The 25,817-nt window shown below is 52.3% G+C and carries 25 protein-coding genes; 15 read left to right on the top strand and 10 right to left on the bottom strand.

Annotation, left to right across the window (positions count from 1 at the left end; all coding sequences use genetic code 11):
* Positions 1-9: 9 nt before the first annotated feature.
* The 8 genes from NSP04_RS03080 to NSP04_RS03045 all read right to left on the bottom strand — a co-directional run bounded on the left by NSP04_RS03080 (position 10) and on the right by NSP04_RS03045 (position 7,484).
* On the bottom strand, positions 10-534 hold the full coding sequence (locus NSP04_RS03080) for a DUF3833 domain-containing protein (protein ID WP_257510872.1): 525 nt from the start codon (positions 532-534) through the stop codon (positions 10-12).
* A 29-nt stretch (positions 535-563) separates the two neighbouring features.
* Complete coding sequence (locus tag NSP04_RS03075) at positions 564-1,964, bottom strand: MFS transporter (protein WP_257510871.1); 1,401 nt, start codon at positions 1,962-1,964, stop codon at positions 564-566.
* A gap of 12 nt (positions 1,965-1,976) precedes the next feature.
* Positions 1,977-2,546 (bottom strand): chalcone isomerase family protein, encoded by a 570-nt coding sequence (locus NSP04_RS03070; protein WP_257510870.1) that lies wholly within the window; start codon positions 2,544-2,546, stop codon positions 1,977-1,979.
* Complete coding sequence (locus tag NSP04_RS03065; RefSeq protein ID WP_257510869.1) at positions 2,543-3,769, bottom strand: SAM-dependent methyltransferase; 1,227 nt, start codon at positions 3,767-3,769, stop codon at positions 2,543-2,545. Before NSP04_RS03065 ends, NSP04_RS03070 begins: the two co-directional genes overlap by 4 nt.
* Positions 3,766-4,581: a DUF1365 domain-containing protein gene (locus NSP04_RS03060; protein ID WP_257510868.1), complete on the bottom strand. Its 816-nt coding sequence runs from the start codon at positions 4,579-4,581 to the stop codon at positions 3,766-3,768. The genes NSP04_RS03065 and NSP04_RS03060 overlap by 4 nt, the downstream gene beginning before the upstream one ends.
* Positions 4,581-5,894 carry an NAD(P)/FAD-dependent oxidoreductase gene (locus NSP04_RS03055; protein ID WP_257510867.1) on the bottom strand — a complete coding sequence of 438 codons (1,314 nt, stop codon included), beginning with the start codon at positions 5,892-5,894 and terminating at the stop codon, positions 4,581-4,583. The genes NSP04_RS03060 and NSP04_RS03055 overlap by 1 nt, the downstream gene beginning before the upstream one ends.
* Before the next feature lie 117 nt (positions 5,895-6,011).
* Positions 6,012-6,809 carry a GTP cyclohydrolase FolE2 gene (folE2, locus tag NSP04_RS03050; protein WP_257510866.1) on the bottom strand — a complete coding sequence of 266 codons (798 nt, stop codon included), beginning with the start codon at positions 6,807-6,809 and terminating at the stop codon, positions 6,012-6,014.
* A gap of 21 nt (positions 6,810-6,830) precedes the next feature.
* Positions 6,831-7,484: a glutathione peroxidase gene (locus tag NSP04_RS03045; protein WP_257510865.1), complete on the bottom strand. Its 654-nt coding sequence runs from the start codon at positions 7,482-7,484 to the stop codon at positions 6,831-6,833.
* A gap of 155 nt (positions 7,485-7,639) precedes the next feature.
* Between NSP04_RS03045 and NSP04_RS03040 the strand changes: the two genes are divergently transcribed.
* From NSP04_RS03040 to NSP04_RS02975, 14 genes are all read left to right on the top strand, one after another.
* Positions 7,640-8,581, top strand: a complete 942-nt coding sequence (locus tag NSP04_RS03040) for a MerR family transcriptional regulator (protein ID WP_257510864.1) — start codon at positions 7,640-7,642, stop codon at positions 8,579-8,581.
* An 8-nt stretch (positions 8,582-8,589) separates the two neighbouring features.
* Entirely contained in the window at positions 8,590-8,772 is a 183-nt protein-coding gene (locus NSP04_RS03035) for a DUF2256 domain-containing protein (protein WP_257510863.1), read from the top strand.
* A gap of 1 nt (position 8,773) precedes the next feature.
* Positions 8,774-10,315, top strand: a complete 1,542-nt coding sequence (locus NSP04_RS03030) for a cryptochrome/photolyase family protein (RefSeq protein ID WP_257510862.1) — start codon at positions 8,774-8,776, stop codon at positions 10,313-10,315.
* Positions 10,316-10,367: 52 nt separating this feature from the next.
* Entirely contained in the window at positions 10,368-11,354 is a 987-nt protein-coding gene (locus tag NSP04_RS03025; protein WP_257510861.1) for a glutathione S-transferase family protein, read from the top strand.
* 50 nt (positions 11,355-11,404) lie between these two features.
* A complete protein-coding gene (locus tag NSP04_RS14940) occupies positions 11,405-12,589 on the top strand; it encodes a tRNA nucleotidyltransferase/poly(A) polymerase-related protein (RefSeq protein ID WP_306815219.1) in 1,185 nt (394 codons plus the stop codon).
* The gene (locus NSP04_RS03015; RefSeq protein WP_257510860.1) at positions 12,586-13,152 is read left to right on the top strand and encodes an LOG family protein; all 567 of its coding nucleotides are present in this window, start codon (positions 12,586-12,588) and stop codon (positions 13,150-13,152) included. Before NSP04_RS14940 ends, NSP04_RS03015 begins: the two co-directional genes overlap by 4 nt.
* Before the next feature lie 7 nt (positions 13,153-13,159).
* Positions 13,160-13,696 (top strand): GNAT family N-acetyltransferase, encoded by a 537-nt coding sequence (locus NSP04_RS03010; protein WP_257510859.1) that lies wholly within the window; start codon positions 13,160-13,162, stop codon positions 13,694-13,696.
* A 10-nt stretch (positions 13,697-13,706) separates the two neighbouring features.
* Complete coding sequence (locus NSP04_RS03005) at positions 13,707-14,453, top strand: sulfite exporter TauE/SafE family protein (RefSeq protein ID WP_257510858.1); 747 nt, start codon at positions 13,707-13,709, stop codon at positions 14,451-14,453.
* 40 nt (positions 14,454-14,493) lie between these two features.
* Positions 14,494-14,874: a hypothetical protein gene (locus tag NSP04_RS03000; RefSeq protein ID WP_257510857.1), complete on the top strand. Its 381-nt coding sequence runs from the start codon at positions 14,494-14,496 to the stop codon at positions 14,872-14,874.
* A 12-nt stretch (positions 14,875-14,886) separates the two neighbouring features.
* Positions 14,887-15,165, top strand: coding sequence for a hypothetical protein (locus NSP04_RS02995; protein WP_257510856.1), 279 nt, complete (start codon positions 14,887-14,889; stop codon positions 15,163-15,165).
* A gap of 24 nt (positions 15,166-15,189) precedes the next feature.
* The gene (locus NSP04_RS02990) at positions 15,190-16,443 is read left to right on the top strand and encodes a DUF2254 domain-containing protein (protein ID WP_257510855.1); all 1,254 of its coding nucleotides are present in this window, start codon (positions 15,190-15,192) and stop codon (positions 16,441-16,443) included.
* Positions 16,444-16,501: 58 nt separating this feature from the next.
* Positions 16,502-18,241 (top strand): arginine--tRNA ligase, encoded by a 1,740-nt coding sequence (gene argS / locus NSP04_RS02985; protein WP_257510854.1) that lies wholly within the window; start codon positions 16,502-16,504, stop codon positions 18,239-18,241.
* A 131-nt stretch (positions 18,242-18,372) separates the two neighbouring features.
* Entirely contained in the window at positions 18,373-22,353 is a 3,981-nt protein-coding gene (locus NSP04_RS02980; RefSeq protein ID WP_257510853.1) for a DUF3683 domain-containing protein, read from the top strand.
* Positions 22,350-22,808 carry an HIT family protein gene (locus NSP04_RS02975; protein WP_257510852.1) on the top strand — a complete coding sequence of 153 codons (459 nt, stop codon included), beginning with the start codon at positions 22,350-22,352 and terminating at the stop codon, positions 22,806-22,808. Before NSP04_RS02980 ends, NSP04_RS02975 begins: the two co-directional genes overlap by 4 nt.
* Before the next feature lie 302 nt (positions 22,809-23,110).
* Here the strand turns inward: NSP04_RS02975 and phoR are convergent, their stop codons facing one another.
* Together phoR and phoB are read right to left on the bottom strand one after the other, a co-directional pair.
* A complete protein-coding gene (gene phoR / locus NSP04_RS02970) occupies positions 23,111-24,457 on the bottom strand; it encodes a phosphate regulon sensor histidine kinase PhoR (RefSeq protein WP_257510851.1) in 1,347 nt (448 codons plus the stop codon).
* Between the two features lie 40 nt (positions 24,458-24,497).
* Complete coding sequence (phoB, locus tag NSP04_RS02965; protein WP_257510850.1) at positions 24,498-25,205, bottom strand: phosphate regulon transcriptional regulator PhoB; 708 nt, start codon at positions 25,203-25,205, stop codon at positions 24,498-24,500.
* Positions 25,206-25,390: 185 nt separating this feature from the next.
* Here phoB and NSP04_RS02960 point away from each other — a divergent pair, with 185 nt between their 5' ends.
* Positions 25,391-25,816 carry a gamma-butyrobetaine hydroxylase family protein gene (locus NSP04_RS02960; RefSeq protein ID WP_257511208.1) on the top strand — a complete coding sequence of 142 codons (426 nt, stop codon included), beginning with the start codon at positions 25,391-25,393 and terminating at the stop codon, positions 25,814-25,816.
* The last annotated feature ends 1 nt before the right edge of the window (position 25,817 follow it).

Below are 25,817 nucleotides of genomic sequence, written 5' to 3'. Positions count from 1 at the left end.
TTTCCTTAATTAGTCTCGTTTGCGAAAGCTCAGCAACACTTCGCCCAGTTCAATGCCAAATTTGCTCATGGTGGCGCGGTTCAGCATCACCTTGTCGTCCATCTGGTACATCCAGTCATCAAACTGTACTTCATAGGTGGTGCCGTCCACGGGCAACAGCATGGTGTATTTCCACTGGAATGCATTGCCTGCGGTTTCACCTGTTGCTTGTCCCAACACATCACCGGCAGTGCCAGTGTACTTGTTGCCGTCTTTCTTCAAAGTCCAGATGCGTTTTTGGGTGGTGCCGTCGGAATAGGTGAAATCTTCATCCAGCACGCCCGTGTCGCCATCCCAGGTGCATTTCATTACCACGGTGAAACGCTTCACTACTTTGCCAGAGCGATCTTGAAACACGCCCCAGGCGTCAATGGTGCCATTGAAATACTCTTTCAAGTCCAGTACTGGTTTTTCCTGGGCGTAATCGCTGGGTTGTGGGCTGGCACAGGCAGTCAACACCAAAGCGCTGGCCAAAGCCAAAAGTGTAAGGCGCATTTGTTGTATCCATCGGCTGGTTCTCGAAATCATGTGGTACTCCCAATAGCATTGTTGGTTGTTGTTCGGTTCAGGCTGGCCAAGCCGCTTCGGCCCAGCAGCACAATGGCCAATAGTTTCAGTGCGCAGGGCACCAGCGCGTACACCCACAGCAGCGGGTCGTTGGCCAATTGTTGCATCAAACCCATATTCTGATACATATCGGTTTTTGCCATGTCGGCAGAGTAGTTAAACCATTGCAAAGTACCCAGCGCAAAACTGGGCGCCAGCGCCAGGTTAAATTTGTTCACCCAGTTCCACAGCCCGAAATAAGTGCCCTCGGTTTTGCCGCGTTCGCCATTTTCTTCAATTAGGCGAGCCACCAAAGCAGCTGGCAATGAAAGGTCGGCACCCAGCGCAAAGCCGGTCACAATGCAAACGAACAGGTATCCGGTTAAATCGCCTTCGCCCAATGCGATCACCACGATAAAAGCCGGTATGGAAATTACCATGCCCAGTAACCATGCCCGCGCCAGGCCAATTTTGCTTGAAAGCCACACCCAAAATACCGTGGATGCCGCGCCCACCAGAAAGTACACCGCCAGTACCCATTGGTCGGAATCGCCCAGTCCCAAGCGGTCTCGCATATAAAAAGGCACCAGTGTGGCGGGCAGGGCCGCAGCCAGTCCATTGCATAAAAACACACCCATCAGTTTGCGAAAATTGCGCCTGCGCAGCGGCTGCACGATGTCGGCAAATCCTTTTCGGATGGCGGTCGCAACGCTTTCACGGGCATTGCTGAAGGTTTGTGCCAAAGCGCTGGCGGGTGTCGGTGTTGCTTGTTGCGCAGATCTGTCCGGTTGTGGTGAAAACTTCAGCAACAAGAACATGCCCAACACCAGCATGACGGCAAACACGGTGAAGATCAGCCCGGCATTTGTTTCAAGCGCCAGTGAAACCGCGAACACCACGCCCAGTATGCCCACGCCTTCCCGCACAGCCACAAAGGTTGAACGTTCCTTGTCGGTGTGGCCCAGTTCTGCCCCCCAAGCCTGGTAGGCAATGCTGGCGAAGCTGTAGCCCAGGTGCACAATGATCAAGCTGACCATCAAGCTGGCGGCATATTCGGTGGGGTTGTCGCCAACGGGGAAAAATACACCGGCCATGCCCAGCAGCAGCAATGGTATGGCCAGCAGCAAGGGCAGGGCGTACCGGTTACCTTTCCCACTGCGCCGGTCAACCCACAAACCAATGGCCGGGTCCAGAACCGCATCCAGTAGCCTGGAAATCAGCAGGATGATGCCAACCCATGCTGATGGCACTTCATAAATGCGGGAATAGAGGTAGGGCACCTGGATGTAAATTGGAACCGCTACTGCGCCCAGTGCCCAGCCCAAAAGGCCATAGTTCAGAAGGTCTTTGGCGCTTGTTCGTGTACTGGGCTGGTTCATAAAGATGATGGTTTAGCGCTTTAAGCCAATCAATTCGCGGCGCATTTCCGGCGCTGATGTTTTGGGATCAAGCCAAATCCCCATGAAGGCCTCGGCCAGTTCTGGGTCGTCTATTTTGGCCAATGGCAAACCATTGCGATAAAACTGCATGCCTTTGCCCGGAGTAGACAATGCACTCAGTGTGTGGCCCTTTTTCACATCCGGGAAAATTTCGGTCAATTTAACCAACCAACCCTGACGCTGTACTTCCGTGCCGGCACCAATCGCTTCCATTTCTTCGATGGTTCGTTCGGCAATGTCGCTGCCATCGAAATCGCGTGCATATCGCAGTTCAAGCCATGCGGGATCGCGTTTGTAATTGAAGCCTTCAGGTTCTGCATTCGACCAAAGTTGTCCGTCGTACACGCGCAGGCCAAACCACCGCAGGGTGCCGTGGCCCATTCTTTTGGCGTTTTCTATGGTTTGTGTAACTTGTTTCGGCGGTGGGTTCAAATTGTCACTGGCCACTGCCATGGGGGAAAGCCCAAGCAAGGCTGCACAAAGCAATGCACGTTGAATCATTCGAGCCGTGTAAAACTTCATTGGTTCTCCGCTTTTTCAAGGTAAAACTGGATCACGTCGGTGCTTTCGTACTCGAAACCAGCCTCGCAATAAGCCAGGTAAAATTCCCAAGTTCGAATAAAGGGGGTGTCAAAGCCCTGATTCTTCACCTGTTCCAGTGTTTTCATAAACTGAACACGCCAGCGGCGCAGGGTTTCAGCATAGTCTTTTCCAAAGGCCTTTTCCGACACCACACGCAAACCATGTTTTTCTGCCATGGCTCTGAACTTGGCGGGCGAGGGCAGCATGCCACCGGGGAAAATGTATTGTTGAATGAAGTCAGTACCCTTTCGGTAGCGGTCGAACAGCTCGTCTTGAATCACGATGGTTTGAATTGCAGCTTTGCCACCCGGTTTCAGCAAGCGATTCACCGACTGAAAGTAAGCGGGCCAGTACTCTTCACCCACCGCTTCAAACATTTCAATTGAAGCAATGTGATCGAATTGCCCGCGGCAATCGCGGTAGTCCTGCAAGCGAAAATCAGCCTGCTCGCTATAACCCTGTTTGGCCATGCGTGCTTTCGCAAAAGCCAATTGCTCTGTCGATAGAGTAAGACCCACAACAGTGGCACCTGCTTCGCAAGCCTTCTCGGCAAATCCGCCCCAGCCACACCCCACTTCCAATACTTCTTCGCCAGCTTTGGGTTTTAGGTAATCAATCATCGCCATGTACTTGGCATGTTGCGCCTGCTCCAGGCTTAGGCTGGTGTCACCATCAAAAAGTGCACTCGAATAAGTCATGGTTGGGTCGAGCCACAACTGGTAAAACGGATTGCCCAAATCGTAATGAGCATGAATGTTTTTCTTGGCCTGTGCTTTGGTGTTACGGTTCAGCAGGTGTTTGATTTTGTAGGCGATGCTGCCCAAAAAGCTGCCGTAAATCACCTTTTCTACCGCTTTCCGGTTTTCCAGAAACACGCCCAGCACCGAAGCAATGTCATGGGTTTCCCATTCGCCTGCAATGTAGGCTTCTGCAAAACCAATGTCGCCTGCCTTCAAGGCACGCTGGCATACAGTCCAGGAATTCAGTTTGATCTTGGCGCTGGGTTGGTCTTCTTCGCCGCCAAACAGCAAATGGACGCCTTCCGGGGTAATTACCTCCAGGCGACCTTTCTTCAGTTTGGTCAGCAATTTCAGGGTCCATTGCGCAGAAGACGGCGCATGGCTGGGCAATTGGAACTGGGAGAAAGTGATGGCTTGAGTCATGCTTCGAATTCTGTCTGCGTAATTGTTTGACGGGGTGGCGCGGGCTTGCCGTGGAACTTCGCGCCTTTGAATAGCAGTTTCACAGCCTGCCAATGAATTTTTGCAACCACGGCCACTGTAAACCAGCCGTATTTCAGTAAAGTTTTACCCCAAAGCAGGGTGCTTGGATGCAGCAACCCGCCGCTAACGCTGGTGCTGAGTTGCTGAACTGTGCCTTCGAAGTAGTTAATTCGGGCAAGGCTGTGATTCTCGCTACCCACAAATCTGAATTCATAGCGCCCGGAAACCGGAAAAAACGGCGACACATGAAACTCTTTCTTTGCATTCAACAACATGCCTTTGTTCAACGGCGCTTTTGAGTTAGGGGCCGTTAACAGGTAAAAATGACGTTCGCCAAAGGTGTTGTTCACCTCGCACAACACCACTCGACACTGGCCAGCGTTGTTGTGGAAGTACCAAAAGCTGACGGGGTTGAACACATAACCCAATACTTTCGGAAACGTGTGCAAGTGCACCGGGCCGTCCAGCAGTTCACCGCTTTCCGCTGCCATGCGGGCGGTTAGCTGTTCAACAAACTCGGGGAAGTGCAATGAATGGGCTTCCAGTCCGTAATTGGTTGCGCTAACTGATACCAAACCATTGCCATCAATCACGGGATATTTGTGTTTGGTTTTGATACTTACGTTTGAGAATACAAGTCGAACAAAACAGGCACCAGTGGTGAAACCATTGGGCCTGGGGTACTCCCTGTGGTGCTTCACCAAGCCCCAGGCAAGTTTCACTTCACTGAGTTGAAAACGCGTTTGCGTCATCAAGCCGCCTTTTGTGTGTTGTTCTCAAGTTTATTGATCAGTGCACGCGCCGCATTCAGCCCGGAAGTGTGGCCGTCTTCATGAAAGCCATACTTCATCCATGCCCCTGCCAAATAGACATTGTTCAGCCCCTGAAGTTCGCCAAGTGCCTGCTGGGCTTGCACAGCGGGTACGTCAAAAACTGGGTGCGAATAATGAATTTCGCGAAATACTTTTTTGGCATCGGGTTGCACAATCGGATTCAGGGTGACAAAGATCGGGGTTTTCACGGGCAGCGGCTGTAGCAAATTGCTCCAATATGTCACCGACACGCTGGGTTGCGGATTCAGCACATCGCTGAGGTAGTTCCATGACGACCAGGTGCTGCGGGTTTTTGGCATCAGCTTCACGTCGGTGTGCAGAAAGGCTACATTGGGCTGGTACTTAATGTGCTGCAACTGGTCTTTCTGTGCCTGGTTACCAGTCAGCATTGCCAAGGCCTCGTCGCTGTGGCAAGCCACAATTACATGATCAAACTCTTGCGTTCCTGCACTGGTTTTAACGGTGGGTTTGATGCCTTGCGTGTTCACCTCCAGCACTGGTGTGCTTTTGTGCGCAACATCCACGAAGGGCAAAATTCTCAGCACGTAATTGCGCGCACCATTTTTTACAGTGAACCATTTTGGTCGGTCATTTACCTGCAGCAAACCATGGTTGTGACAAAACTGAATGAAGGTGGCCAAGGGGAAAGCAAGCATCTGCTCGCTTGGGCAAGACCAAATTGCGGCAGCCATTGGAATTAGATACCAATCGCGAAACTCCGCGCTGTATTTTTGTTCAACCAGGTAATCGCCCAAGTGCATTTTCGCTTTGCTTTGAAACAAATCAGCGCGCCCGGCATCAGCAACCATTGCGGTGGCTTCTTTGTTGAATCGCAAGATATCCAACAGCATTCGGATAAAGCGTGGGCGAAGCAGATTGCGGCGCTGGGCGAACACCGTATTTAAATTGGTGCCCGACCATTCAATGTTCAATTCTGGCAGGCAAACCGAAAACGACATGTCCGATTCAACGGTTTCTACTTCCAGTTCTTCAAACAAGCGAATCAGGTTGGGGTAGGTTCGCTCGTTGTAAACCAAAAACCCAGTGTCCACGGCCACTTGTTTGCCTTCAACTTCAATGTCCACTGTATTGGTGTGTCCGCCAATGTAATCATTCGCTTCAAACAAGGTGGTATGGGCATGGTCGCGAAGTGCGTAAGCGGCTGTAAGGCCAGAAATTCCGCCACCCACGATGGCAACTTTTGGCAAGTGGTCTTTTTTATTCAGGGTCATGAGAACTCAAAAATTAGTTAGGGCACGAACTATTGCTAGTATCGTACCCTGTAATTACCGAATGAAGGCAGCCAAAGCCTTGGCTTTTGCGGCCGCCGCTTTGGCGACCTTCATATTTCACTTGCGCTTGTCTTCTTCAATCCAAGCCACAGCCGAGTGGTTGTGGATCGATTCAAAGTTTTCACTTTCAATTCTGTAAGCCATCACTTTTTTGCTGGCCCGCAAGCGGATGGCCACATCACGTACCAAGTCTTCCACAAATTTTGGGTTGTCGTAAGCACGCTCGGTGACGTATTTTTCATCTGGGCGCTTTAGCAATCCCCACAACTCACACGACGCAGATTCTTCCGCCATGCGGATCAATTCTTCAACTGCAATTCCATCGGCCACCAAGGCTCGAATGGTAATGTGGCTGCGCTGGTTGTGCGCGCCGTAATCGGATATTTTCTTCGAGCAAGGGCACAGGCTGGTTACTGGTACCACCACGGTCATGAATACGTCTGTGGTTTTTCCATTGTTGTCGGCTTCCAGTGTCACCTCGTAGTCCAGCAAGCTGGCCACGCCTGAAATGGGCGCTACCTTGCGAACAAAATACGGAAATTTCATGGTAATGGTGCCTGCAGTTGAATCCAGGCGCTGCAACATCTCCTGCATCATGTGCTTCATGCCCGCAGGAGAAAGAGCGCTTTCCTGCGACTGTAAAATTTCCAGAAAGCGCGACATGTGGGTGCCCTTCACATCGCCCGGTAAAAACACCGACATGTCGATGGTGGCTACAGAAGGCTGCGGGCCTTCCAGTGTTTCAACAATGATTGGGTGCTTGATTGCACGCACGCCCACGCGCTGAATGGCTATGTTGCGCTTGTCTGTGCGAGATTGTTCGTCAGGTAAAAAAAGTCCGTCCGGTGCATTCATGAAGAAGCGCTCCAATAATAATTACTGCTTTGTGATTGGATGTGCATCAAGTGCACGGCGAATTGCCTGTTTAATTTCCGGGCTGGTGGGCGACACTCCACTTTTAAATGTGCCGACTACTTGGCCTTTTCGATCAATCAGGTATTTGTGGAAATTCCAGCCGGGTTGTTCTCCGGTGGCTTTGGCCAACTGTTTGTACAAGGGGTTGGCCGAATCACCCTTAACCGTGGTTTTTGCAAACATCGGAAATTGAACTCCAAAGGTGTTATTACAAAAAGCCGCGATCTCTTTGTTGGATTTGTACTCCTGATTACCAAAATCGCTGGATGGAAAACCTACGACATTAAACCCCTTTGTTTTGAACTGGGCTTGAAGTTTTTCGAGTTCTTCGTACTGGCTCGTGAATCCACAAAAGCTTGCAGTATTCACAACCAGCAGTACCTGCCCCTGAAACTGACACATTGAAAGCATCTTTTCGTCTTGCAATCGGGGAAACTTGTGATCAAGCAACGTCGGGCAGCTGGAGGCGTTGGTCGGCGATTTTCCATCGGTTGCCTGAGCAATTCCAGCAAACGTCAGTATTCCTGCGGCAAGGATCAGCGTCATCGTTGGTTTCCAAAAGCTGAAGCGTGCTGGACTAGACAGATGCTTGACTTTACAATGCTGGTTAATCAATGAAATGTCTCTATATGTGTGGTGAATATTCAAGCAATGTGTTAATTTGACTAAGATTCTTTAGTCGAGTTCCATTATTATTCGATACGCGTAGCAAGTCAATTTGTCTAGGACAAACAAAAGATGTTGAAGTGTCACCGCAGTCAGGTTTGTGTATGAATGAGCGTGCAGATCTAAGCCAACCGTCATTTTCCATTGCAGCCGTTGAGCGAGACACCGGCTTGCCCAAAGACACCTTGCGAGTCTGGGAAAAGCGCTACAACTTCCCACAACCTGGCCGCGATTCATTCGGCGAGCGAATTTACACAATCGATCAAGTCGAAAAACTTCGGGTGATCAAGCGCCTTCTTGATGGCGGTCATCGCCCAGGAAAAATTATCGGATTAAGCATTGACGAGCTGGTGAAACTGGCCGAGGTGAGCAGTGCGGGTTCCCGCATGAATGTGGCCCCTGACAGCCTAGATGAACTCAACAGCTACATGGAATTAATCAAGCGCCATGACGCTGAAGAGTTTCGACAAACCATGTCGCGCCTTGCTTTAACCATGGGCTTACAACGCTTCGTCGTGGAAATAGTGGCCCCATTAAATGCCATGGTGGGCGATGCTTGGGCGCGCGGTTACTTTGAAATATTCGAGGAGCACATCTACACCGAAACCATTCAGGTGGTGCTGCGCAATTCCCTAAATACCATCCCATCGACACGCAAAGGCCCCCGGGTTCTGTTGACCACCTTACCCAATGAATTGCACGGCTTGGGTTTATTGATGGCCGAATGTATTTTCTCAATGGAAGGAGCCCAGTGCATTTCGCTGGGCACCCAAACCCCGATTTATGACATCGTGCTGGCTGCGCGCGCCCAGAACATCAACATCGTGGCGCTTTCCTTTTCAGCAATTCAAAGTTCGCCTGTTGTTCTTGAATCCCTGGCTGAACTTCGGGAAAAGTTGCCGCCCATGGTGGAAATCTGGTGTGGTGGCGCATCCACCGCGCTGCGCAAAAAACCATCTGATGATTTTGTGCTCTTGTCCAGTCTCGATTCAATTCGAGAATCAATCGCAGATTGGCGCACGCGCCATCAAATCAATCAGCACTGAATTGGTTTGTGAGCAAGTCGCAGTCAAAACCACAGTCATTCAAGGGCAATAAATCATATTTGCCGACAAAGCCTTGCGCGGTGTGTGGCAAAGACATGGCCTGGCGCAGAAGCTGGGCCAAGAACTGGGATGAAGTGAAATATTGTTCAGACGCCTGCCGCAAGGCAGCACCCAAAACCGGTAGCAAATAATATGAGCAGCACAAAACACGCCGTGGTGGTGTTGGGCGACCAGCTCGACTTGAAAAACCCCGCACTGTTGGCGAACCCCCCGGAAACCGCACATATTCTAATGGTGGAATCGCCAGCTGAATCCACCGTGGTGTGGGTGCACAAAGTACGTATCGCCTTGTTTTTAAGTGCTATGCGGCATTTTGCTGAAGAACTGCGCAAGGCGGGCTATGCTGTGCATTATCGCAAGCTGGGCGACACCGGCAAACACAGCTTGGTAGAAGGAATTGGCAGCTTGTGCAAGCAACATGGCTACACAAGCATTGACATGGCCGAGCCCGGCGAGTGGCGCCTTGAGCAAGACTTTCTGGGCATGGCCAAAACCAAGGGCATCAAACTCAGGTTACTGGACGACACCCACTACCTGTGTACTCGCGCAGAATTTGCGAAGTGGGCCAGTGGCTACAAGCAAATGCGCATGGAGTATTTCTATCGGGAAATGCGCAAGCGCACAGGTGTGCTGATGGAAGGTGCCGAGCCCGCCGGTGGAAAATGGAATTTCGACACTGAGAACCGCAGTGCATTTCCAAAAAGTGGCCCTGGCACAATTTCACCACCTGCGGCATTTGAGCCCGATGAGATCACAAAAGAAGTATTTGCCGAGGTTGAGCAACATTTTCCCAAACACCCCGGGACCCTCGCCAATTTTCAGTGGCCTGTCACGCGTGAACAAGCGCTAAAAGCGTTGGATACATTCATTGCCACACGCTTCACAAATTTCGGCAATTACCAGGATGCCATGTGGACCAATACGCCTTTTGGTTGGCACTCGCTGGTGTCGAGTTCAATCAACCTGCACCTGCTGCACCCCATGGAAGTGGTTGAAAAGGCGGAAGCCGCCTTTCGAGAAAACAAGGTCGACATCGCCAGTGCCGAGGGCTTTATTCGGCAAATCCTGGGATGGCGTGAATTCATGCGCGGCGTGTATTGGCTCGACATGCCCAAGATGCGTGATGACAACTTCCTTCAGGCCAAACTAGACCTGCCCAAGTGGTTCTGGACCGGGAAAACCCAGATGAACTGCCTGAAAGACTCGATTGGTCAGACCATGGACCATGGGTATGCGCACCACATTCAGCGTTTGATGGTAATCGGCAACTTCGCCTTGCTGGCGGGCCTGGTACCCCAGCAGGTTGAGGACTGGTTTCTTGCGGTGTATGTAGACGCTATTGAATGGGTTGAATTGCCCAATGTGGCTGGCATGGCCTTGTTCGCCAATGGTGGCCGTTTCACCAGCAAGCCCTACATCGCATCGGGTGCTTACATCAAGCGAATGAGCAACTACTGCACAGGCTGCAAATACAAGCCATCCGAGAAAGTGGGTGATGACGCATGTCCCTTCACCACGCTGTATTGGGGCTTTCTGGATCAGCATGAAAAAATGCTGTCAGCCAACCCTCGCACTGGCTTGATGGCCAAAAACATTGCCCGCCTTGACGATGCCCAGCGCACTGCGCTTCGGCAAAAAGTGGCCGACACGTTCAAGAATATTGAACAACTGTAGGGTTATGGTTTGTTAAGGTGATGCTTCGTTATGGAAGTACAAGGAGCATCGCATGGGTTTATTGGTAGACGGACAATGGCACGACAAGTGGTACGACACCAGTTCAAGTGGCGGCAAATTTCAACGCGAAAGCGCCAAGTTACGCAACTGGGTAACTGTCGATGGCGCAGCTGGCCCCACAGGTCAAGGTGGGTTTAAAGCGGAAAGCGGTCGCTACCATTTGTATGTATCGCTGGCCTGCCCGTGGGCGCACCGCACACTGATTTTTCGGAAATTGAAAGGCCTGGAAAAGCACATAGATGTGTCGGTGGTTAGCCCCGACATGCTGAGTAACGGCTGGACCTTCAACGTGGATGCAGGCAGCACGGGCGATTCGCTTTTCAATAGCGACTTCATGCATCAAATTTATACCCGCCACAAAAAGGATTATTCAGGGCGCGTTACTGTGCCCGTACTGTGGTGCAAGCAAACCAATCAAATTGTGAGTAATGAATCGTCGGAAATCATTCGAATGTTCAATTCTGCTTTCAATGAAATTACCAGCAACCACGACGATTATCACCCCGCTGAACTGCACGCGAAAATTGATTCGGTCAACGACCTGGTTTACGACAACATCAACAATGGCGTTTATCGGGCTGGTTTTGCTACCACTCAGGGCGCTTACGAAGAAGCCTACAACGGTGTGTTCATGGCGCTTGATTCAATTGAAAAAATACTGGAGAACAACCGTTACCTGGCGGGTAAGCGCATTACCGAAGCCGACTGGCGCCTGTTTACAACCCTGATTCGATTTGATGCGGTGTACCACGGGCACTTCAAATGCAATCGCCAGCGGCTTGAAGATTTCCCCAATATTTCGAACTATGTGCGTGAACTGTATCAATGGCCAGGTGTGGCTGAAACAGTCAATTTTTATCACATCAAGCGCCACTACTATTACAGCCACGACATGATCAACCCGACGCGTGTAGTGCCCGCAGGCCCCGCCATTGATTTCAATGCGCAGCACAATCGCGGGCGGCAGTCGTCGAATTAATCAGCTTCATTCAATGGTAACCTTGGGCAACATTCATTTTCATGTTGCCCATGGACAAGGTTTCCACACTTCAAGGTTTCATTCCCGACCCCGTGGTCGGAAAACTGCCTGCGTCCGCAAGGGTGTATGTGGTGGGTGGTGCAGTTCGCGATGCCTTGTTGGGCCTCACCAGCATCGACAAAGACTGGGTGGTGGTGGGCGCTACTGTCAATGACATGCTTTCAGCTTGTTTTACACCGGTTGGTGCAGATTTTCCCGTGTTCCTTCACCCTGGCACCCACGAAGAATATGCACTGGCCCGCACTGAAAGAAAAAGCGGTCCAGGCTACAAAGGCTTCACCTTTCACGCAGACCCAACTGTCACCTTGGAAGAAGACCTTGCACGCCGTGATTTCACTGTGAACGCCATGGCCATGAGCGCTGAAGGTGAGCTGATTGATCCCTATGGCGGTCTGCTTGACTTGCAAAGCAAGTTAATGCGCCATGTCAGCCCTGCCTTTGTGGAAGATCCACTTCGCGTGTTGCGACTGGCCCGTTTCCTGGCCCGTTTTCTTGAGTTTTCAGTCGCTGACGAAACACTCGAGTTGTGCTGCCAATTACGCGATTCCGGTGAATTGAAACACCTGGTGGCCGAACGTGTGTTTGCGGAACTGAACAAGGGCATGGGGGAAGAAAAACCATTCCGAATGATCAAACTGCTGAGCAAACTGAATGCTTGGCCTGAACTGGGTGGCGAGCCTGCATTGAAGTTTGCACGTGTAGATGATGCTGCGTCGAAAACCGTTGACCAGCTAAGTTGTGCTTTTGATCGATGGGTGTATCAGCTCTCGCACCTGGGTAACAAAGATGCCGTTGATGGCTTGTCCAAACGGTGGCGCATACCCAAAGAAATTCAGCAAGCGACAGTGGTGTTTGTTGAACTCAATAATTTTTTAAGTTTGGATAAACCTGACGCATCCGCATTGGGGTATGTATTGGAACGCGTTGATCTGTACCGTCGCCCCGAACGCCTTGGTGACGTATGCCGTATTTTTCGCCATGCGAAGGGCGAACATGAAGAACTTTATAGAATTCATTTGGCAGTGGAACAGGTACAGTCGGGGCAATACAAAGCATGGATTTCCAAAGCCATTGAATCGGCGCAACCCGGCGCATCCGTTGCCGACGTTGTGGCCAATGCCAAAACCAAATGGGTCGAGCACCTGTTTCAAAACACCTTGAATCAAAAACAATGAAAAACATTTGTGTGTATTGCGGATCAAGCCCCGGAAACCAACCCACTTATGCCGAGGGCGCCAAGTCACTGGCCCGTGCGCTGGTCGAGAACAATTTTGGCTTGGTGTACGGTGGCTCCAACCTGGGTTTGATGGGGGTGGTGGCTGAAGAGGTGCTGGCCCTGGGTGGTAGGGCAATTGGCATCATTCCTGAAACCTTGGTCAGCAAAGAATTGGCCCACCCTGCGCTTACCGAGTTGTTCGTTACCCGAAACATGCACGAACGCAAAGCCATGATGGCCGAAATGTCCGACGGCTTCATTGCCTTGCCCGGTGGGCTGGGCACCTTCGAAGAATTGTTCGAAATCCTGACCTGGGGGCAGCTCAGCTTTCACAATAAGCCAGTGGGCGTGCTGAACGTTAACGGTTATTACGACGGCCTGCTTTCATTTTTAGACCACGCATCGGCTGAAGCTTTTATTCGTCCACAACACCGCAGCATGTTGATGGCAACTTCCTGCGCGTCTGAACTTCTGGCTGCTTTCAAACAATATCAGGCACCTGCTGTTGTTAAATGGGTTTAAGCCGCCTATGAGCGCTGCCTGTCATATTCGCGCTGCAACGCTGACCGACATGCCAGCTGTACAGGCGCTTTACGCGCACTATGTTCTCAATGAACTGGCTACCTTTGAGCTGGTACCACCTTCTCTTGAGGAAATGTGTGCGCGTAGGCAGGCTATTGTCGATTCAGGGTTGCCTTATCTGGTTGCCATTACAGGCGATGAAATCATAGGTTACGCCTACGCAGCCGCCTACAGGCCGCGGCCTGCTTATCGTTACACCGTCGAAGATTCCGTTTACATTTCTCCGCACCATTTGGGAAAGGGCATTGGCACTGCTTTGCTGGCCGAGGTGATCCGACATTGTGAATCAGGTCCTTGGCGGCAAATGATTGCTGTCATCGCCCAGAGCGGAATTGCGGGTTCAGCAGAATTGCATGCCAAGCTGGGTTTTGTTGAGGTGGGTCAAATGCCTAATGTTGGCTATAAATTCAATCGTTGGCTGGGCACTTTGATTATGCAGCGAGCCCTGGGTTCGGGTGGCACAAGTGCCCCAACCGTTTTTTAAAGGACAGGTTTTGGAGTTCAGTGAATACACATTGATCGTGGGCATGGCCTTTCTGGTAGCAGGATTTGTCAAAGGCGTTACGGGCATGGGGCTGCCACCCATCGCAATTGGTTTGATGGCGGTGGTGGTAGCGCCGGTTCAGGCTGCTGCGCTCATTGTGGTGCCTTCCATGGTCAGCAATGTGTGGCAAATGCTCGTCGGCCCCGGCTTTCTCGTCGCAGTGCGCAGATTCGGTTGGCTGCTGCTCATGATTTGTGTGGGTGCAGCATTTGGTGTAGGGGTGCTGACCGGTGAAAGTCCGGCTTCTGCCACTCTGGCCTTGGGTTTGGTGTTGTTTGTTTATGCAATGCTTGGCTTGTTCAAGTTTCACATGCAGGTCAGTGCCCACAATGAACGCTGGGCCTCGCCCTTGGTGGGTGGTTTGACCGGGTTTCTGGCCGGAGCAACCGGGGTGTCGTCGGTGCCTTCCGCTCCTTATATGAATTCATTGGGCATGAACAAAGACGCTTTGTTGCAGGCTTTGGGTTTGGTGTTCACTGTGGGCACTTTTGCTTTGGCAGTCGGTTTGTACCTGAAGGGTAGTTTTGAATTGGCCGCAGCATGGGAATCAACCATGTGTTTAATCCCGACGATGGCAGGTGTAATGGCGGGTCAAAGGTGCCGTGCCATGCTGAGTGCTGAAACATTTAAAACCGTGTTTTTTGTCGTGCTGTTGCTGTTGGGTACTTACATGATCACGCGTGTTGTTTGGTTGTAAGCTGAGTTACACTTTTTGCATCCAATGCTTGGAGTTCAACATGGATCGCCTACTGGTCGCCGCATTGTTGGTTGTTTTGTTTTTTGCGCCTGTGGCCTTGAAAGCTGCGCCCATTTCCGCAGATGTTGCGGTGAAACGCTTGAATCAAGAAGTTCAGGTTCAAATGAAGGTGCGGTCGAGTAAATTGCGCGCCGATCGAGATGAAGTGGACCTGAATTCCAACACCAGTTTCCGTGACCCATCCAATTTAACTGTGGTGGTCGACGGGCGTGTAGGCGCTTGGTATTCCTTCCAGGGCATTCATGACTTGCCCAAGTTCTTTTTTGGTAAAACCATTGTGGTGTTCGGAATCGTTGAGCAGTTTGCGGATCAAACACGAATTTTGGTGGTTGATCCAAGTCAAATCCAGATTGTGAAGTAAACGGATTGTTTCATGCGGCTGAAAAGTGGTCAGTGTTTGTGTTGTGGTCGTTCAACTGCACTCACGTTTCATCACCTTATTCCCAAAAAACTGCACCGGCGGGCTTACTTTCGCAAAAATTTCGACAAACCCCAACTTAACCAAGGCGTGAATATTTGTCGGGCCTGTCACGATGGTATTCATGATCTTTATGATGAAATGCAGTTGGCCAAACAGTTTTCAACACCGGAAAAGTTGATGGCCGACGAGGCCCTGCAAAAACACTTTGCCTGGGTCGCCAAGAAAAAATAAATCAACATGCCAAAGGGCACTTAAATGAACGAAAACTGGTTGTTCCACTGGAACCGCATTCGGGAAAAGCTTTGGGTCAAACCTTTGCTGATGTGCCTGCTTTCAATTGCGGCGGCATTTCTGGCCACAGTTGCTGATCAGCCTGGAATCAGGGAATGGATGCCCAAGGTCAGCAAGGAATCAGTTGAAACCTTGCTTGAGCTGGTTGCTTCGACCATGCTGGTCATTGCCATGTTTTCTGTGGGTTCCATGGTGGCTGCCTATGCGTCGGCCAGCAGTTCAGCAACACCGCGTTCCTTCCCGCTTGTATTGGCTGACGACACGTCCCAAAATGCCTTGTCTACATTTATCGGCGTGTTCATTTTTAGCGTAGTTGCTTTGATCGCCCTGAAAAACGATTTTTATGAACAGGCCGGTGTGTTTGCTTTGTTCACACTCACAATTCTGGTGTTTGCAATTGTTATTTTGGCTTTCATTCGCTGGGTTGACAGCATTGCGAGACTTGGCCGCTTGGGCAACACCATCGACAAAGTGGAAAAGGCCACCGCCAGTGCTTTTGAGCAACGTTTGCACATGCCCTACCTGGGAGGGCAGATGGCGCTGAGTTCAACGCCTCAAGGTGTGTCAATTTTTCGCGAGTCAATTGCCTATCTTCAGCGTGTCGACATGGTCAGGTTGCAGCTTTTGGCTGAAAAGTTCGACTTGAAAGTTCACGTGCAGTCGGTGCCGGGGACTTTTTGTACGCCCAACCGTGCCATTGCGACTGTTGAGTATCTCAACAAGGCCGAAAAACTGGGCGATGAAGGCCTGCAGGCACTTGGTAACTGTTTTGTGCTCGCCGACAATCGAACCTTTGATCAAGATCCGCGATTTGGCTTGGTGGTGCTATGCGAAATTGCCAGCCGCGCCTTGTCGCCCGCCGTGAACGACCCGGGTACCGCAATTGATGTGATCGGCACCCTGGTGCGCTTGTTTCACCAGTGGGCTGATGGCAAACAACGCAAGATGCCCGAGGTTCAATATGATCGAATTTATGTGCCAGGCTTGGTCGAGCAAGACCTCTTTGATGATGCATTTACCGGCATCGCCCGTGATGGGGCAGGCGCAATCGAAGTGGCAGTGCGTTTGCAAAAGGCTTTCGAAAGTTTGAGTGCCATCGGATTCAAGCCGTTGGCAAAAGCCGCGCGGGTTCACTCTCAGTTGGCCCTCGCCCGAAGCGAACTGGCCATGGCCCTGCCTCAAGACATTGATGCGGTCAGAAGCGCAGCGAAGTTCTAATCGGGGAAACCTTGGTACAATCAGGGGCTTGGCTCAACACCGCCCCTTACATTTCCCCATGCTTGCCCAACACAGAACCACATTAATCGCCGCATTTGAAGCGGCCGCTGCTGCTGCACTGAAGCAGCCTTTCGAAGGCGTGGTTGCGCTTGAAAAACCCAAAGATGCCAGCCACGGCGATGTAGCCTGTAATTTGGCCATGCAATTGGCCAAGCCTGCTCGCCGCAACCCCCGTGAGTTGGCGCAGTTGCTGGCCGAGCATGTGAAAGTGAATCCCGACTGTGCGGCACTTGTGGAAGCAATCGAGATTGCCGGACCCGGGTTTATCAACATTCGTTTAAGCCAACAGGCACGCGTGGCGGTGGTGGCTGAAGTGCTGAAGCAGGGCGCTGAATTTGGAAATTCCGCCGCGCATGCCGACAAAGCCGTGTTGATCGAATTTGTTTCAGCCAACCCCACAGGCCCATTGCATGTGGGCCATGGTCGGCAGGCCGCTTTGGGCGACGCCATGGCGGCGGTCATGAAAACCCAGGGCTGGAAGGTTCATAAGGAGTTTTACTACAACGACGCCGGGGTTCAAATCCAAACGCTGGCAACCTCGGTTCAGGCACGCGCTAAAGGGTTCAAGCCCGGCGACGCAGAGTGGCCGGAGAATGCCTACAACGGCGACTACATTGCCGACATTGCGGCTGATTTTATGGCGGGCGGGCAGGCGCAGGCCGCCGATGGCGAGCCTGTCAAAGCCAGTGGAAATGTTGATGATTTCGAATCCATTCGCGCCTTTGCAGTGGCTTACCTGCGCGCGGAGCAAGACCTTGATTTGAAAGCCTTTGGGGTCAATTTCGACCAGTTTTACCTGGAAAGCTCCCTGTATTTCGAGGGCAAGGTTGAAAATGCCGTGGAAAAAATGGTGGCTTCTGGCAAAACCTTCGAAGAGGGCGGCGCCTTGTGGCTGCGTTCTACCGATTATGGCGACGACAAAGACCGCGTCATGCGTAAATCCGAAGGTGGATACACCTACTTTGTGCCAGATGTGGCCTACCACATTGAAAAATTCAAACGTGGGTTCGGTAAAGTGATCAATGTGCAGGGCACCGACCACCACGGCACCATTGCCCGTGTTCGCGCCGGTTTGCAAGCCTGCAATGTGGGTATCCCGCAGGGCTATCCCGACTATGTATTGCACAAAATGGTCACGGTGATGAAAGGCGGGCAGGAAGTAAAAATTTCCAAGCGTGCGGGCAGTTATGTCACGGTGCGCGACCTGATTTGCTGGTCGGGTGGGGTGGATGAAAGCCAGCCCATGCTGAGTCAGCCAGAGGCGCTGGTGAAGGGCCGCGATGCAGTTCGCTTCTTCTTGGTTAGCCGCAAAGCCGACACGGAATTTGTGTTCGATGTGGATTTGGCCTTGGCCCAATCCGATGAAAACCCTGTTTACTACGTGCAGTATGCCCATGCGCGTATTTATTCCATCCTGGATCAGGCTGGGGTGGATTTGAACTCGCTGAATCAGGCCGGTTTAACCCTGCTGACGGCGCCCAGCGAGCTTGCATTGCTTAGAACGTTGGTTTCTTACCCGGACATTTTGTCCAAGGCAGCCGAAGAGTTGGCGCCACACCACATTGCGTTTTACCTGCGGGAACTGGCGGGCGCCTTCCACACTTTCTACAATGCCGAGCGTGTTCGTATCGACGACATACACCTGAAAACCGCGCGGGTGGCCCTGCTCGTGGCTGTGGCCACGGTGTTGGCCAATGGCTTGGCGGTCTTGGGTGTTTCCGCGCCCAAGCGGATGTAAGAAAACCTGACTGAATTGGCCGAAAACCCTTGTTGCACAAGGGTTTTGCCAGTGCCCAGAGTAGGCCCTGCTCTAGGCGCAGAAGGCTGGTTTTTGGTACCATTGAACGCTAGGCAGTCAAAAGGTTTTACATGAACGCACCAGTCGAATTGAAAACACTGAAACCCTCAGCTGGCGAAACCGCCCGCCTGCGGGAAATTCCGTACAACTACACCTCGTTTTCGGATCGGGAAATCGTGATCCGATTGCTGGGCGAGTCGTCATGGAACATTCTTCAAGAGCTTCGTCAGGAACGCAAAACCGGGCGTTCAGCACGCATGTTGTTCGAAGTGTTGGGCGATGTGTGGGTGGTGCGCCGCAACCCCTATTTGCAAGACGACCTGCTTGACAACCCCAAACGCTTGACTGCGCTCATTGAAGCCTTGTTTCACCGCTTGAGCGAAATCGACGCTCGCCGTGTGGAAGTGAAAGACGCTGCGGTTGAAGTGGACATGGACAATCGCAGCGCCAAAGTGCGAGAGCTGCTGACGAAAGCTGAGCAGGCCGTGTTCGAGTTTCAGCGTGAACTGGAAGCCATGGCCATTTTGCGCGGCCACGCCCGCAAAACGCTTGCTCAACACACAGCCAAAGACAACATCAAATACGATGGTTTGTCCCGTGTTTCTCATGTAACGGACGCAACCGACTGGCGCGTCGAATACCCGTTCGTAGTGCTGACACCCGACCGCGAATCTGAAATTCCCGGCCTGGTGAAAGCCTGTATCGACCTTGGCTTGACCATCATTCCACGCGGGGGTGGCACGGGCTACACCGGCGGCGCAGTGCCGTTGACTGCCATGTCGGCCATTATTAACACCGAAAAGCTGGAAGAGCTTGGCACCGTAAAAATGGAAGTGCTGCCCGGCTTGTCTGAAGAATACGCCACTGTATTTTCAGGCGCAGGTGTGGTCACCAAGCGCGTGGCCGAGGCCGCAGAAGCCGCAGGCCGCATATTCGCAGTTGATCCAACTTCTGCTGAAGCAAGCTGCATCGGCGGCAACATTGCCATGAATGCGGGCGGCAAGAAAGCCGTGTTGTGGGGCACTGCGCTCGACAATTTGGCATGGTGGAGAATGGTTGACCCGCAGGGCGACTGGCTTGAAGTCACCCGCGTGAATCACAACCTCAGCAAAATTCACGATGCGCCTCAGGCTGATTTCGACCTGGTGTGGTCCGATGGTCGCCAGGCGCCCAACGCGAAAATTCTGAAAACCGAGCGCCTTACCGTTGAGGGTGCTCGTTTCCGCAAAGTGGGTTTGGGCAAAGACGTGACCGACAAGTTTTTGGCGGGCCTGCCCGGCATTCAGAAAGAAGGTTGCGACGGTTTAATTACCTCGGCCAAATGGATTTTGCACCGCATGCCCAAGCACACCCGCACGGTGTGCCTGGAGTTTTACGGCCAGGCTCGCGATGCAGTGCCTTCGATTGTTGAAATCAAGAACTATCTTGATGGTGAAGGCAAAGCCATGGGCGCCATTTTGGCGGGCCTTGAACACCTGGATGAACGCTATTTGCGCGCGGTGAAGTACAGCCCGAAATCCAAGCGTGGTGCATTCCCGAAAATGGTCTTGTTCGGCGACATCGTGGGCGATGATGAAAACGCAGTGGCCCAGGCCGCTTCGGAAGTGGTGCGCTTGTCCAATGGCCGCGCCGGTGAAGGTTTTGTGGCAGTAAGCCCGGAAGCCCGCAAAAAGTTTTGGCTTGACCGTGCCCGCACCGCCGCAATTGCGCGCCACACCAATGCTTTCAAAATCAATGAAGACGTGGTTATTCCGCTGCCGCGCATGGGTGAATACACCGATGAAATTGAACGCATTAACATTGAATTGTCGATTCGCAACAAGCTGAAGCTGGTTGCAGCGTTGCGCTCGTTCTTCGAGAAGCCGCTCACCTTGGGCAAAACAGACGAAGTTGATTCCACCAAGCTGTCTGTTGAAGATTTGGTGGGTGACCGTGTGGGCCGCGCCGTTGAATTGCTGGAAACTGTGCACGAGCGCTGGAGCTGGTTGTTGGGCAATATGAATATGCCCTTGGCCCAAGCCTTACCCGTGCTGAAAACCCTCGGCTTGGGTCATCTGGATGAAAACCTGGCGCACCGCCTTGCAGATCAACCAGAAGCGACCGTGTTTGATGTGCTGCAAGACCGCACCATTCGCGTCAGCTGGAAAACAGAACTGCGTCACAATCTGAATCGCATCTTTGAAGGTGGCGTGTTTGTTCCGGTGATGGAAGAATGCAAAGCCATTCACAAGCAAGTGCTGCGTGGCCGCCTGTTCGTGGCCCTGCACATGCATGCTGGTGACGGCAATGTGCACACCAACATTCCCGTGAACTCCGATGACTATGAAATGCTGCATGAAGCGGAACACACCGTGGACCGCATTATGCAAATTGCACGCAATCTTGACGGCGTTATTTCCGGCGAGCACGGCATTGGCATTACCAAATACCAATACCTGACGCAAGAAGAACTGCAGCCGTTTCAGGATTACAAGCAGCGCATTGACCCGGAAGGTCGCTTCAACAAAGGCAAGTTGTTGCCTGGTGGCGATTTGACCAACGCTTACACGCCCAGCTTTAACCTGATGGGGCACGAAAGCTTGATCATGAGCCAAAGCGACATTGGCTCGATTTCCGAGTCCATTAAGGACTGCCTGCGTTGCGGCAAGTGCAAGCCCGTGTGTTCGACCCACGTGCCGCGCGCCAACTTGCTGTACAGCCCGCGCAACAAAATTTTGGCCACATCGCTGTTGGTCGAAGCTTTCCTGTATGAAGAACAAACCCGCCGTGGTGTGTCGATCAAGCATTGGGAAGAATTTGAGGACGTGGCCGATCACTGCACGGTGTGCCACAAGTGCCTGACGCCTTGCCCGGTCGATATTGATTTCGGCGAAGTGTCTATGAACATGCGCGCCTTGCTGCGCAAGATGGACAAAAAAAGCTTCAACCCCGGCACGGCCTTGGCCATGACGTTCCTGAACGCGAAAGACCCGGCCACCATCAAGGCCATGCGTGCTGGTATGACGGGTGTGGGTTACAAGCTTCAGCGCGGTGCATACAAAGTGGCCAAGTCGCTCGGCATGTTGAACAAACAAACCGCCAAGCCGCCCGCCACCGTTGGCAAAGCACCGGTGATGGAGCAGGTGATTCACTTCATCAACAAGCCCATGCCAGGTGGTTTGCCCAAGAAAACCGCACGCGCATTGCTCGATATTGAGAACAGCGATTACGTACCAGTAATTCGCAACCCGAAAACCACGCAGGGCGACACTGAAGCGGTGTTTTACTTCCCTGGGTGTGGTTCAGAACGGCTGTACAGCCAGGTGGGCCTGGCCACGCAAGCCATGTTGTGGAATGTTGGCGTGCAAACTGTGTTGCCACCCGGTTATTTGTGTTGCGGCTACCCGCAGCGCGGGGCAGGGCAGTACGACAAAGCCGAGAAAATGATCACCGACAACCGTGTGCTGTTCCACCGCGTGGCCAATACGCTGAACTACCTCGACATTAAAACCGTGGTGGTCAGTTGCGGCACATGTTATGACCAGTTACAGGGTTATGAATTTGACAAGATTTTCCCGGGCTGCCGCATCATTGATATTCATGAATTCCTGATGGAAAAAGGCGTGAAGCTGGACAACGTGACTGGTACGCAGTACATGTACCACGACCCCTGCCACACGCCCATGAAAACTTACGACCCCTTGAAGGTTGTGAACCAGTTGATGAACAGCGAGCTGCAGGGCCAGAACATCACGAAGAACGACCGCTGTTGTGGCGAGTCGGGCACCTTTGGTGTTTCCCGTCCTGATGTGGCCACGCAAGTTCGATTCCGCAAGGAAGAGGAAATGCGCAAAGGCGCAGACAAGTTGCGCGACAAGGCGCCGGGTGCAGATGTGAAAATCTTGACCAGCTGCCCTTCCTGCTTGCAAGGTTTGAGTCGCTACAGCGACGATGCCAACCTGGAAGCCGATTACATCGTGGTGGAAATCGCCAAAAATGTATTGGGCCAGGACTGGTTGCAAAACTACGTGAAAGAAGCCAACGACGGCGGCATTGAACGTATTTTGGTATGACCGATAACATTGAGCAAAACCCCAATTGCCCCCTGTGCGCTACACCGGGTGGCGATTGGGTTTTCAATTGCAGCAAATTTCGCGTCATCGAAGCCGTCGATGCAGACTACCCGGGTTTTCTGCGCCTAATCTGGAACGACCATGTTCGCGAGTTTTCTGATTTGAGTCGGGAAGACCGCATCTTGTGTATGGACGCGGTGGTATTGCTGGAGCAGTTCGTATTGCGTGCCTTCAAAGCAGACAAAGCCAATGTTGCAACACTGGGCAATGTGGTGCCACATCTTCATTGGCATGTCATTCCGCGGTTTTCAGACGACAAACATTTTCCGGCACCGGTTTGGGCTGCGGTCAAGCCTGGGGTTTCCTTGTCGCCGCGACAACAGTGGGTGCTGGATTCCAAGCCGAAATGGATGCAGGCTTTGCGAGCCGAGTTGCTGGCCGCCTTTCCCTGCTGAGTTTGAACTGCTTGTCCATTCGCATGCCTGGCCGCTTGTTTGCTTGAGTTGGCCCAGTCGCATACCCTTTTGCGCCAGAAAGCCTGAATACCCCCTTGTTGTTGATTAACCACCCTAAGCGCCCCGCAAACAAAGCGGGCGGGCTGCGCTTTCGGCTTTCAGCCGAACGGGCGGTGAATTCAACCCCAAGGGCAGGCTTTCTTGACCGGCGCTGCGAGGGCATAGCTACCTGAGCCAGCTCAAGCAAACAGCGGGTGACTTGCGGTGCGGCATGCGGTGCGTGAAGTTAAGCTCCGCTCTACTCAACCGATTGTCGCTTCAGCCACAGCAGGCTTGAAAGCAGCACCAGTCTTCGCAAGCGGCATCAGAATCGTGAAGGTACTACCCGCATTTGGCCGGCTTTGAATATCAAGCTCGCCATCGTGGCGTTGCACCACATGTTTCACAATCGCCAATCCCAAGCCAGTACCACCACTTTCCCGCGAACGGCTACGGTCTACGCGGTAAAAACGTTCAGTCAGCCTTGGAATGTGCTCAGCAGAAACGCCAATACCCGTGTCTTTCACCACAAAAGAAGCGCAGGATTTGCCGATTTCATTCTCGGTTTTGCGAAGCGTAATCGTAATGTGGCCGTTCTCGGGTGTATAACGCACTGCGTTGGTTACGATATTTGAAAAAGCGCTGAATATTTCGGCTGAATTGCCGAAACCCACGAGTCCTTTTTCAATGTCAATCGATATGTGGTGTTTGCCTGCGGAAAGTTGATGCGCTTCGTCGCTGGTCTTTTGCGCAATGCCGCTCAGGTCGACTGGTTCTCCGCCTTCCCCTGCATTTGGTGAAGACTCAAGGGCCGACAGCGCCAATAGGTCTTCCACCAAATTTTGCATGCGGTTGGCCTGGGTGTACATCAAGTTCAGGTATTCGGTTTGCTGCGCTTTACTCAAAGGCAGATCACGAAAGGTTTCCAGAAAGCCGCTGAGTACCGTTAATGGAGTTTTCAATTCATGCGACACATTGGCAATAAAGTCGCGGCGCATGCGTTCTAGTTTTTCAACCTGGGTTACGTCGCGCGTAAGCACCAGCATTTGTTGGTCGCCATAGCTAACCAGCTGCACAGAAAGCACTTTGCTTCGGCTTCTTGGGGCACTCATTACGAGGGGATGTTCCCAGGAACGACTGCGGATGTATTGTGAGAAGTTGGGATTGCGCACCAGGTTGATCAGCGGCTGTCCAATGTCGCTACCAAGCTTCAAGCCAAGATGATCTTGGGCGGTGTCATTGCACCATGAAATGTGGCCTTCGGAGTCGAGGGTCACCACGCCATCGGGCAAGGCTTGCGCTGCTGTGCGGAATGAAACAAGGGCGTTGGTTAAGGCCTGTTGTTGCCTTTGGTGCAGGCGCAGGTAACGAAACAGTTTTGCAGCCAGATCATCCCACCAGCCCGACACATCCGGTACGTTTTCAACCTTAAAGTCATCGAGCCACTCGATAATTCGAAGCCCTGACCGGATGTGCAGTGCGTAAACAAATAGCGACGCAAGAATGGACCCCGCCACTGCACCCAGGTGGCCCAGAAGCATTTGGCCCACAATGGCAGCTGCACCCAGCACCATGGCCAATAGAATCAATCGAAAAAAGATGAATGCCATAGGTGCGTATTCTAGGCGAATATGCTGCCGGTGGGCGTGCTTAATTCAGCGCGCTTTCGTTTTGTGTCGCGGTAAAGCGGTAGCCTGCGCCACGCACAGTCTCTATCAAGCGGTCATGGCCCGATATGGTCAAGGCCTGGCGCAGCCTGCGGATGTGAACATCCACGGTGCGTTCTTCCACAAACACATGGTCGCCCCAAACCTGATCAAGAAGCTGAGTACGGCTGTGAACGCGTTCAGGGTGCGTCATGAAAAAGTGCAGCAAACGGAATTCAGTGGGACCCATGTCGATGATTTTATCGTGACCCATGATGCGGTGGGTCACAGGGTCCAGCTTCAAACCGTGTACTTCCACAATGTCGTCAGTCAACTGCGGTGCTCGGCGGCGAAGCACTGCCTTGATGCGGGCCAGCAATTCTTTTGGGGAGAAAGGTTTGGTGATGTAGTCGTCCGCGCCGGCTTCAAGGCCATCTACCTTGTCTTGTTCCTCCGTGCGCGCAGTCAGCATGATGACAGGCACGGCGCGCGTGCGTTCGTGGGCGCGCAGTTCATGTGCAAATTGAATCCCGGTTTTGCCAGGTAGCATCCAGTCCAGAAGCACCAAGTCGGGCAGTTCAGCCGTGATCAGGGTTTTTGCCTGGTCTGCATCTGCGGCGCGCAGCACTTTGTGCCCGGCAAAGCTAAGGTTTACAGCAATCAGCTCTGCAATCGCTGGTTCATCTTCAACAACTAGGATAGTGCTGGACATCTTGGTTTCCCTTTTCTCTGGCTCATTTTGTTTTTTGCAATCCTGACTAAAGTAGTAGATTTCTATGACAGTAATATGACACTTGAATGAATCGTCATCAAATTATTCCGGACACCTTGCCCAAGCCGCAGCTTGCGTCGATGAGATACACTTATGTATTACGTATCACAAAGATCCAACGCAGCATGGAAACAACTAACATTCCCACCCCAACACGCATCGTGGTGCATCAAAAGTCCAAGATTCTGGAAATCGAGTTCGATATCGGAGCCTGCTTTAACCTGCCTTTCGAGCTGTTGCGCGTGTATTCGCCTTCTGCCGAAGTTCGTGGCCACGGTCCCGGGCAGGAAACCCTTCAAGTGGGGAAAAAGGAAGTGACCATTACCAATCTGGAACCTGTGGGCATGTACGCGGTGAAGCCATTTTTCTCCGATGGCCATGATTCTGGTTTGTTCAGCTGGCAATACCTGCTGTGGATGGGTGAGAACCAGGAGGGTTTGTGGGAAGACTACCTGGAGCGGATAAACACAGCGGGCGCAAGCCGCGAGCCAAATGCACCCGAGAACATTCCATTCGAACAGAAAAAAGGCGGCGCTTGCGCAAGCCACTAAG

The organism is Limnobacter parvus (assembly GCF_024623725.1).
Classification (GTDB): Bacteria; Pseudomonadota; Gammaproteobacteria; order Burkholderiales; family Burkholderiaceae_B; genus Limnobacter; species Limnobacter parvus.
Note: the sequence above shows the minus strand (reverse complement) of the source record. Positions and strands in the feature narration are given on the sequence as shown.

Coding starts and splice junctions, on each gene's coding strand:
- NSP04_RS02995 (WP_257510856.1), top strand. CDS start 14,887: ATGCGGCTGAAAAGTGGTCAGTGTTTGTGTTGTGGTCGTTCAACTGCA.
- NSP04_RS03070 (WP_257510870.1), bottom strand. CDS start 2,546: ATGAAGTTTTACACGGCTCGAATGATTCAACGTGCATTGCTTTGTGCA.
- NSP04_RS02960 (WP_257511208.1), top strand. CDS start 25,391: ATGGAAACAACTAACATTCCCACCCCAACACGCATCGTGGTGCATCAA.
- NSP04_RS02975 (WP_257510852.1), top strand. CDS start 22,350: ATGACCGATAACATTGAGCAAAACCCCAATTGCCCCCTGTGCGCTACA.
- folE2 (WP_257510866.1), bottom strand. CDS start 6,809: ATGAATGCACCGGACGGACTTTTTTTACCTGACGAACAATCTCGCACA.
- NSP04_RS03055 (WP_257510867.1), bottom strand. CDS start 5,894: ATGACCCTGAATAAAAAAGACCACTTGCCAAAAGTTGCCATCGTGGGT.
- phoB (WP_257510850.1), bottom strand. CDS start 25,205: ATGTCCAGCACTATCCTAGTTGTTGAAGATGAACCAGCGATTGCAGAG.
- phoR (WP_257510851.1), bottom strand. CDS start 24,457: ATGGCATTCATCTTTTTTCGATTGATTCTATTGGCCATGGTGCTGGGT.
- NSP04_RS03060 (WP_257510868.1), bottom strand. CDS start 4,581: ATGACGCAAACGCGTTTTCAACTCAGTGAAGTGAAACTTGCCTGGGGC.
- NSP04_RS14940 (WP_306815219.1), top strand. CDS start 11,405: ATGGACAAGGTTTCCACACTTCAAGGTTTCATTCCCGACCCCGTGGTC.
- NSP04_RS03075 (WP_257510871.1), bottom strand. CDS start 1,964: ATGAACCAGCCCAGTACACGAACAAGCGCCAAAGACCTTCTGAACTAT.
- NSP04_RS03025 (WP_257510861.1), top strand. CDS start 10,368: ATGGGTTTATTGGTAGACGGACAATGGCACGACAAGTGGTACGACACC.
- NSP04_RS02990 (WP_257510855.1), top strand. CDS start 15,190: ATGAACGAAAACTGGTTGTTCCACTGGAACCGCATTCGGGAAAAGCTT.
- NSP04_RS03080 (WP_257510872.1), bottom strand. CDS start 534: ATGCGCCTTACACTTTTGGCTTTGGCCAGCGCTTTGGTGTTGACTGCC.
- NSP04_RS02980 (WP_257510853.1), top strand. CDS start 18,373: ATGAACGCACCAGTCGAATTGAAAACACTGAAACCCTCAGCTGGCGAA.
- NSP04_RS03000 (WP_257510857.1), top strand. CDS start 14,494: ATGGATCGCCTACTGGTCGCCGCATTGTTGGTTGTTTTGTTTTTTGCG.
- NSP04_RS03010 (WP_257510859.1), top strand. CDS start 13,160: ATGAGCGCTGCCTGTCATATTCGCGCTGCAACGCTGACCGACATGCCA.
- NSP04_RS03040 (WP_257510864.1), top strand. CDS start 7,640: ATGAATGAGCGTGCAGATCTAAGCCAACCGTCATTTTCCATTGCAGCC.
- NSP04_RS03030 (WP_257510862.1), top strand. CDS start 8,774: ATGAGCAGCACAAAACACGCCGTGGTGGTGTTGGGCGACCAGCTCGAC.
- NSP04_RS03065 (WP_257510869.1), bottom strand. CDS start 3,769: ATGACTCAAGCCATCACTTTCTCCCAGTTCCAATTGCCCAGCCATGCG.
- argS (WP_257510854.1), top strand. CDS start 16,502: ATGCTTGCCCAACACAGAACCACATTAATCGCCGCATTTGAAGCGGCC.
- NSP04_RS03015 (WP_257510860.1), top strand. CDS start 12,586: ATGAAAAACATTTGTGTGTATTGCGGATCAAGCCCCGGAAACCAACCC.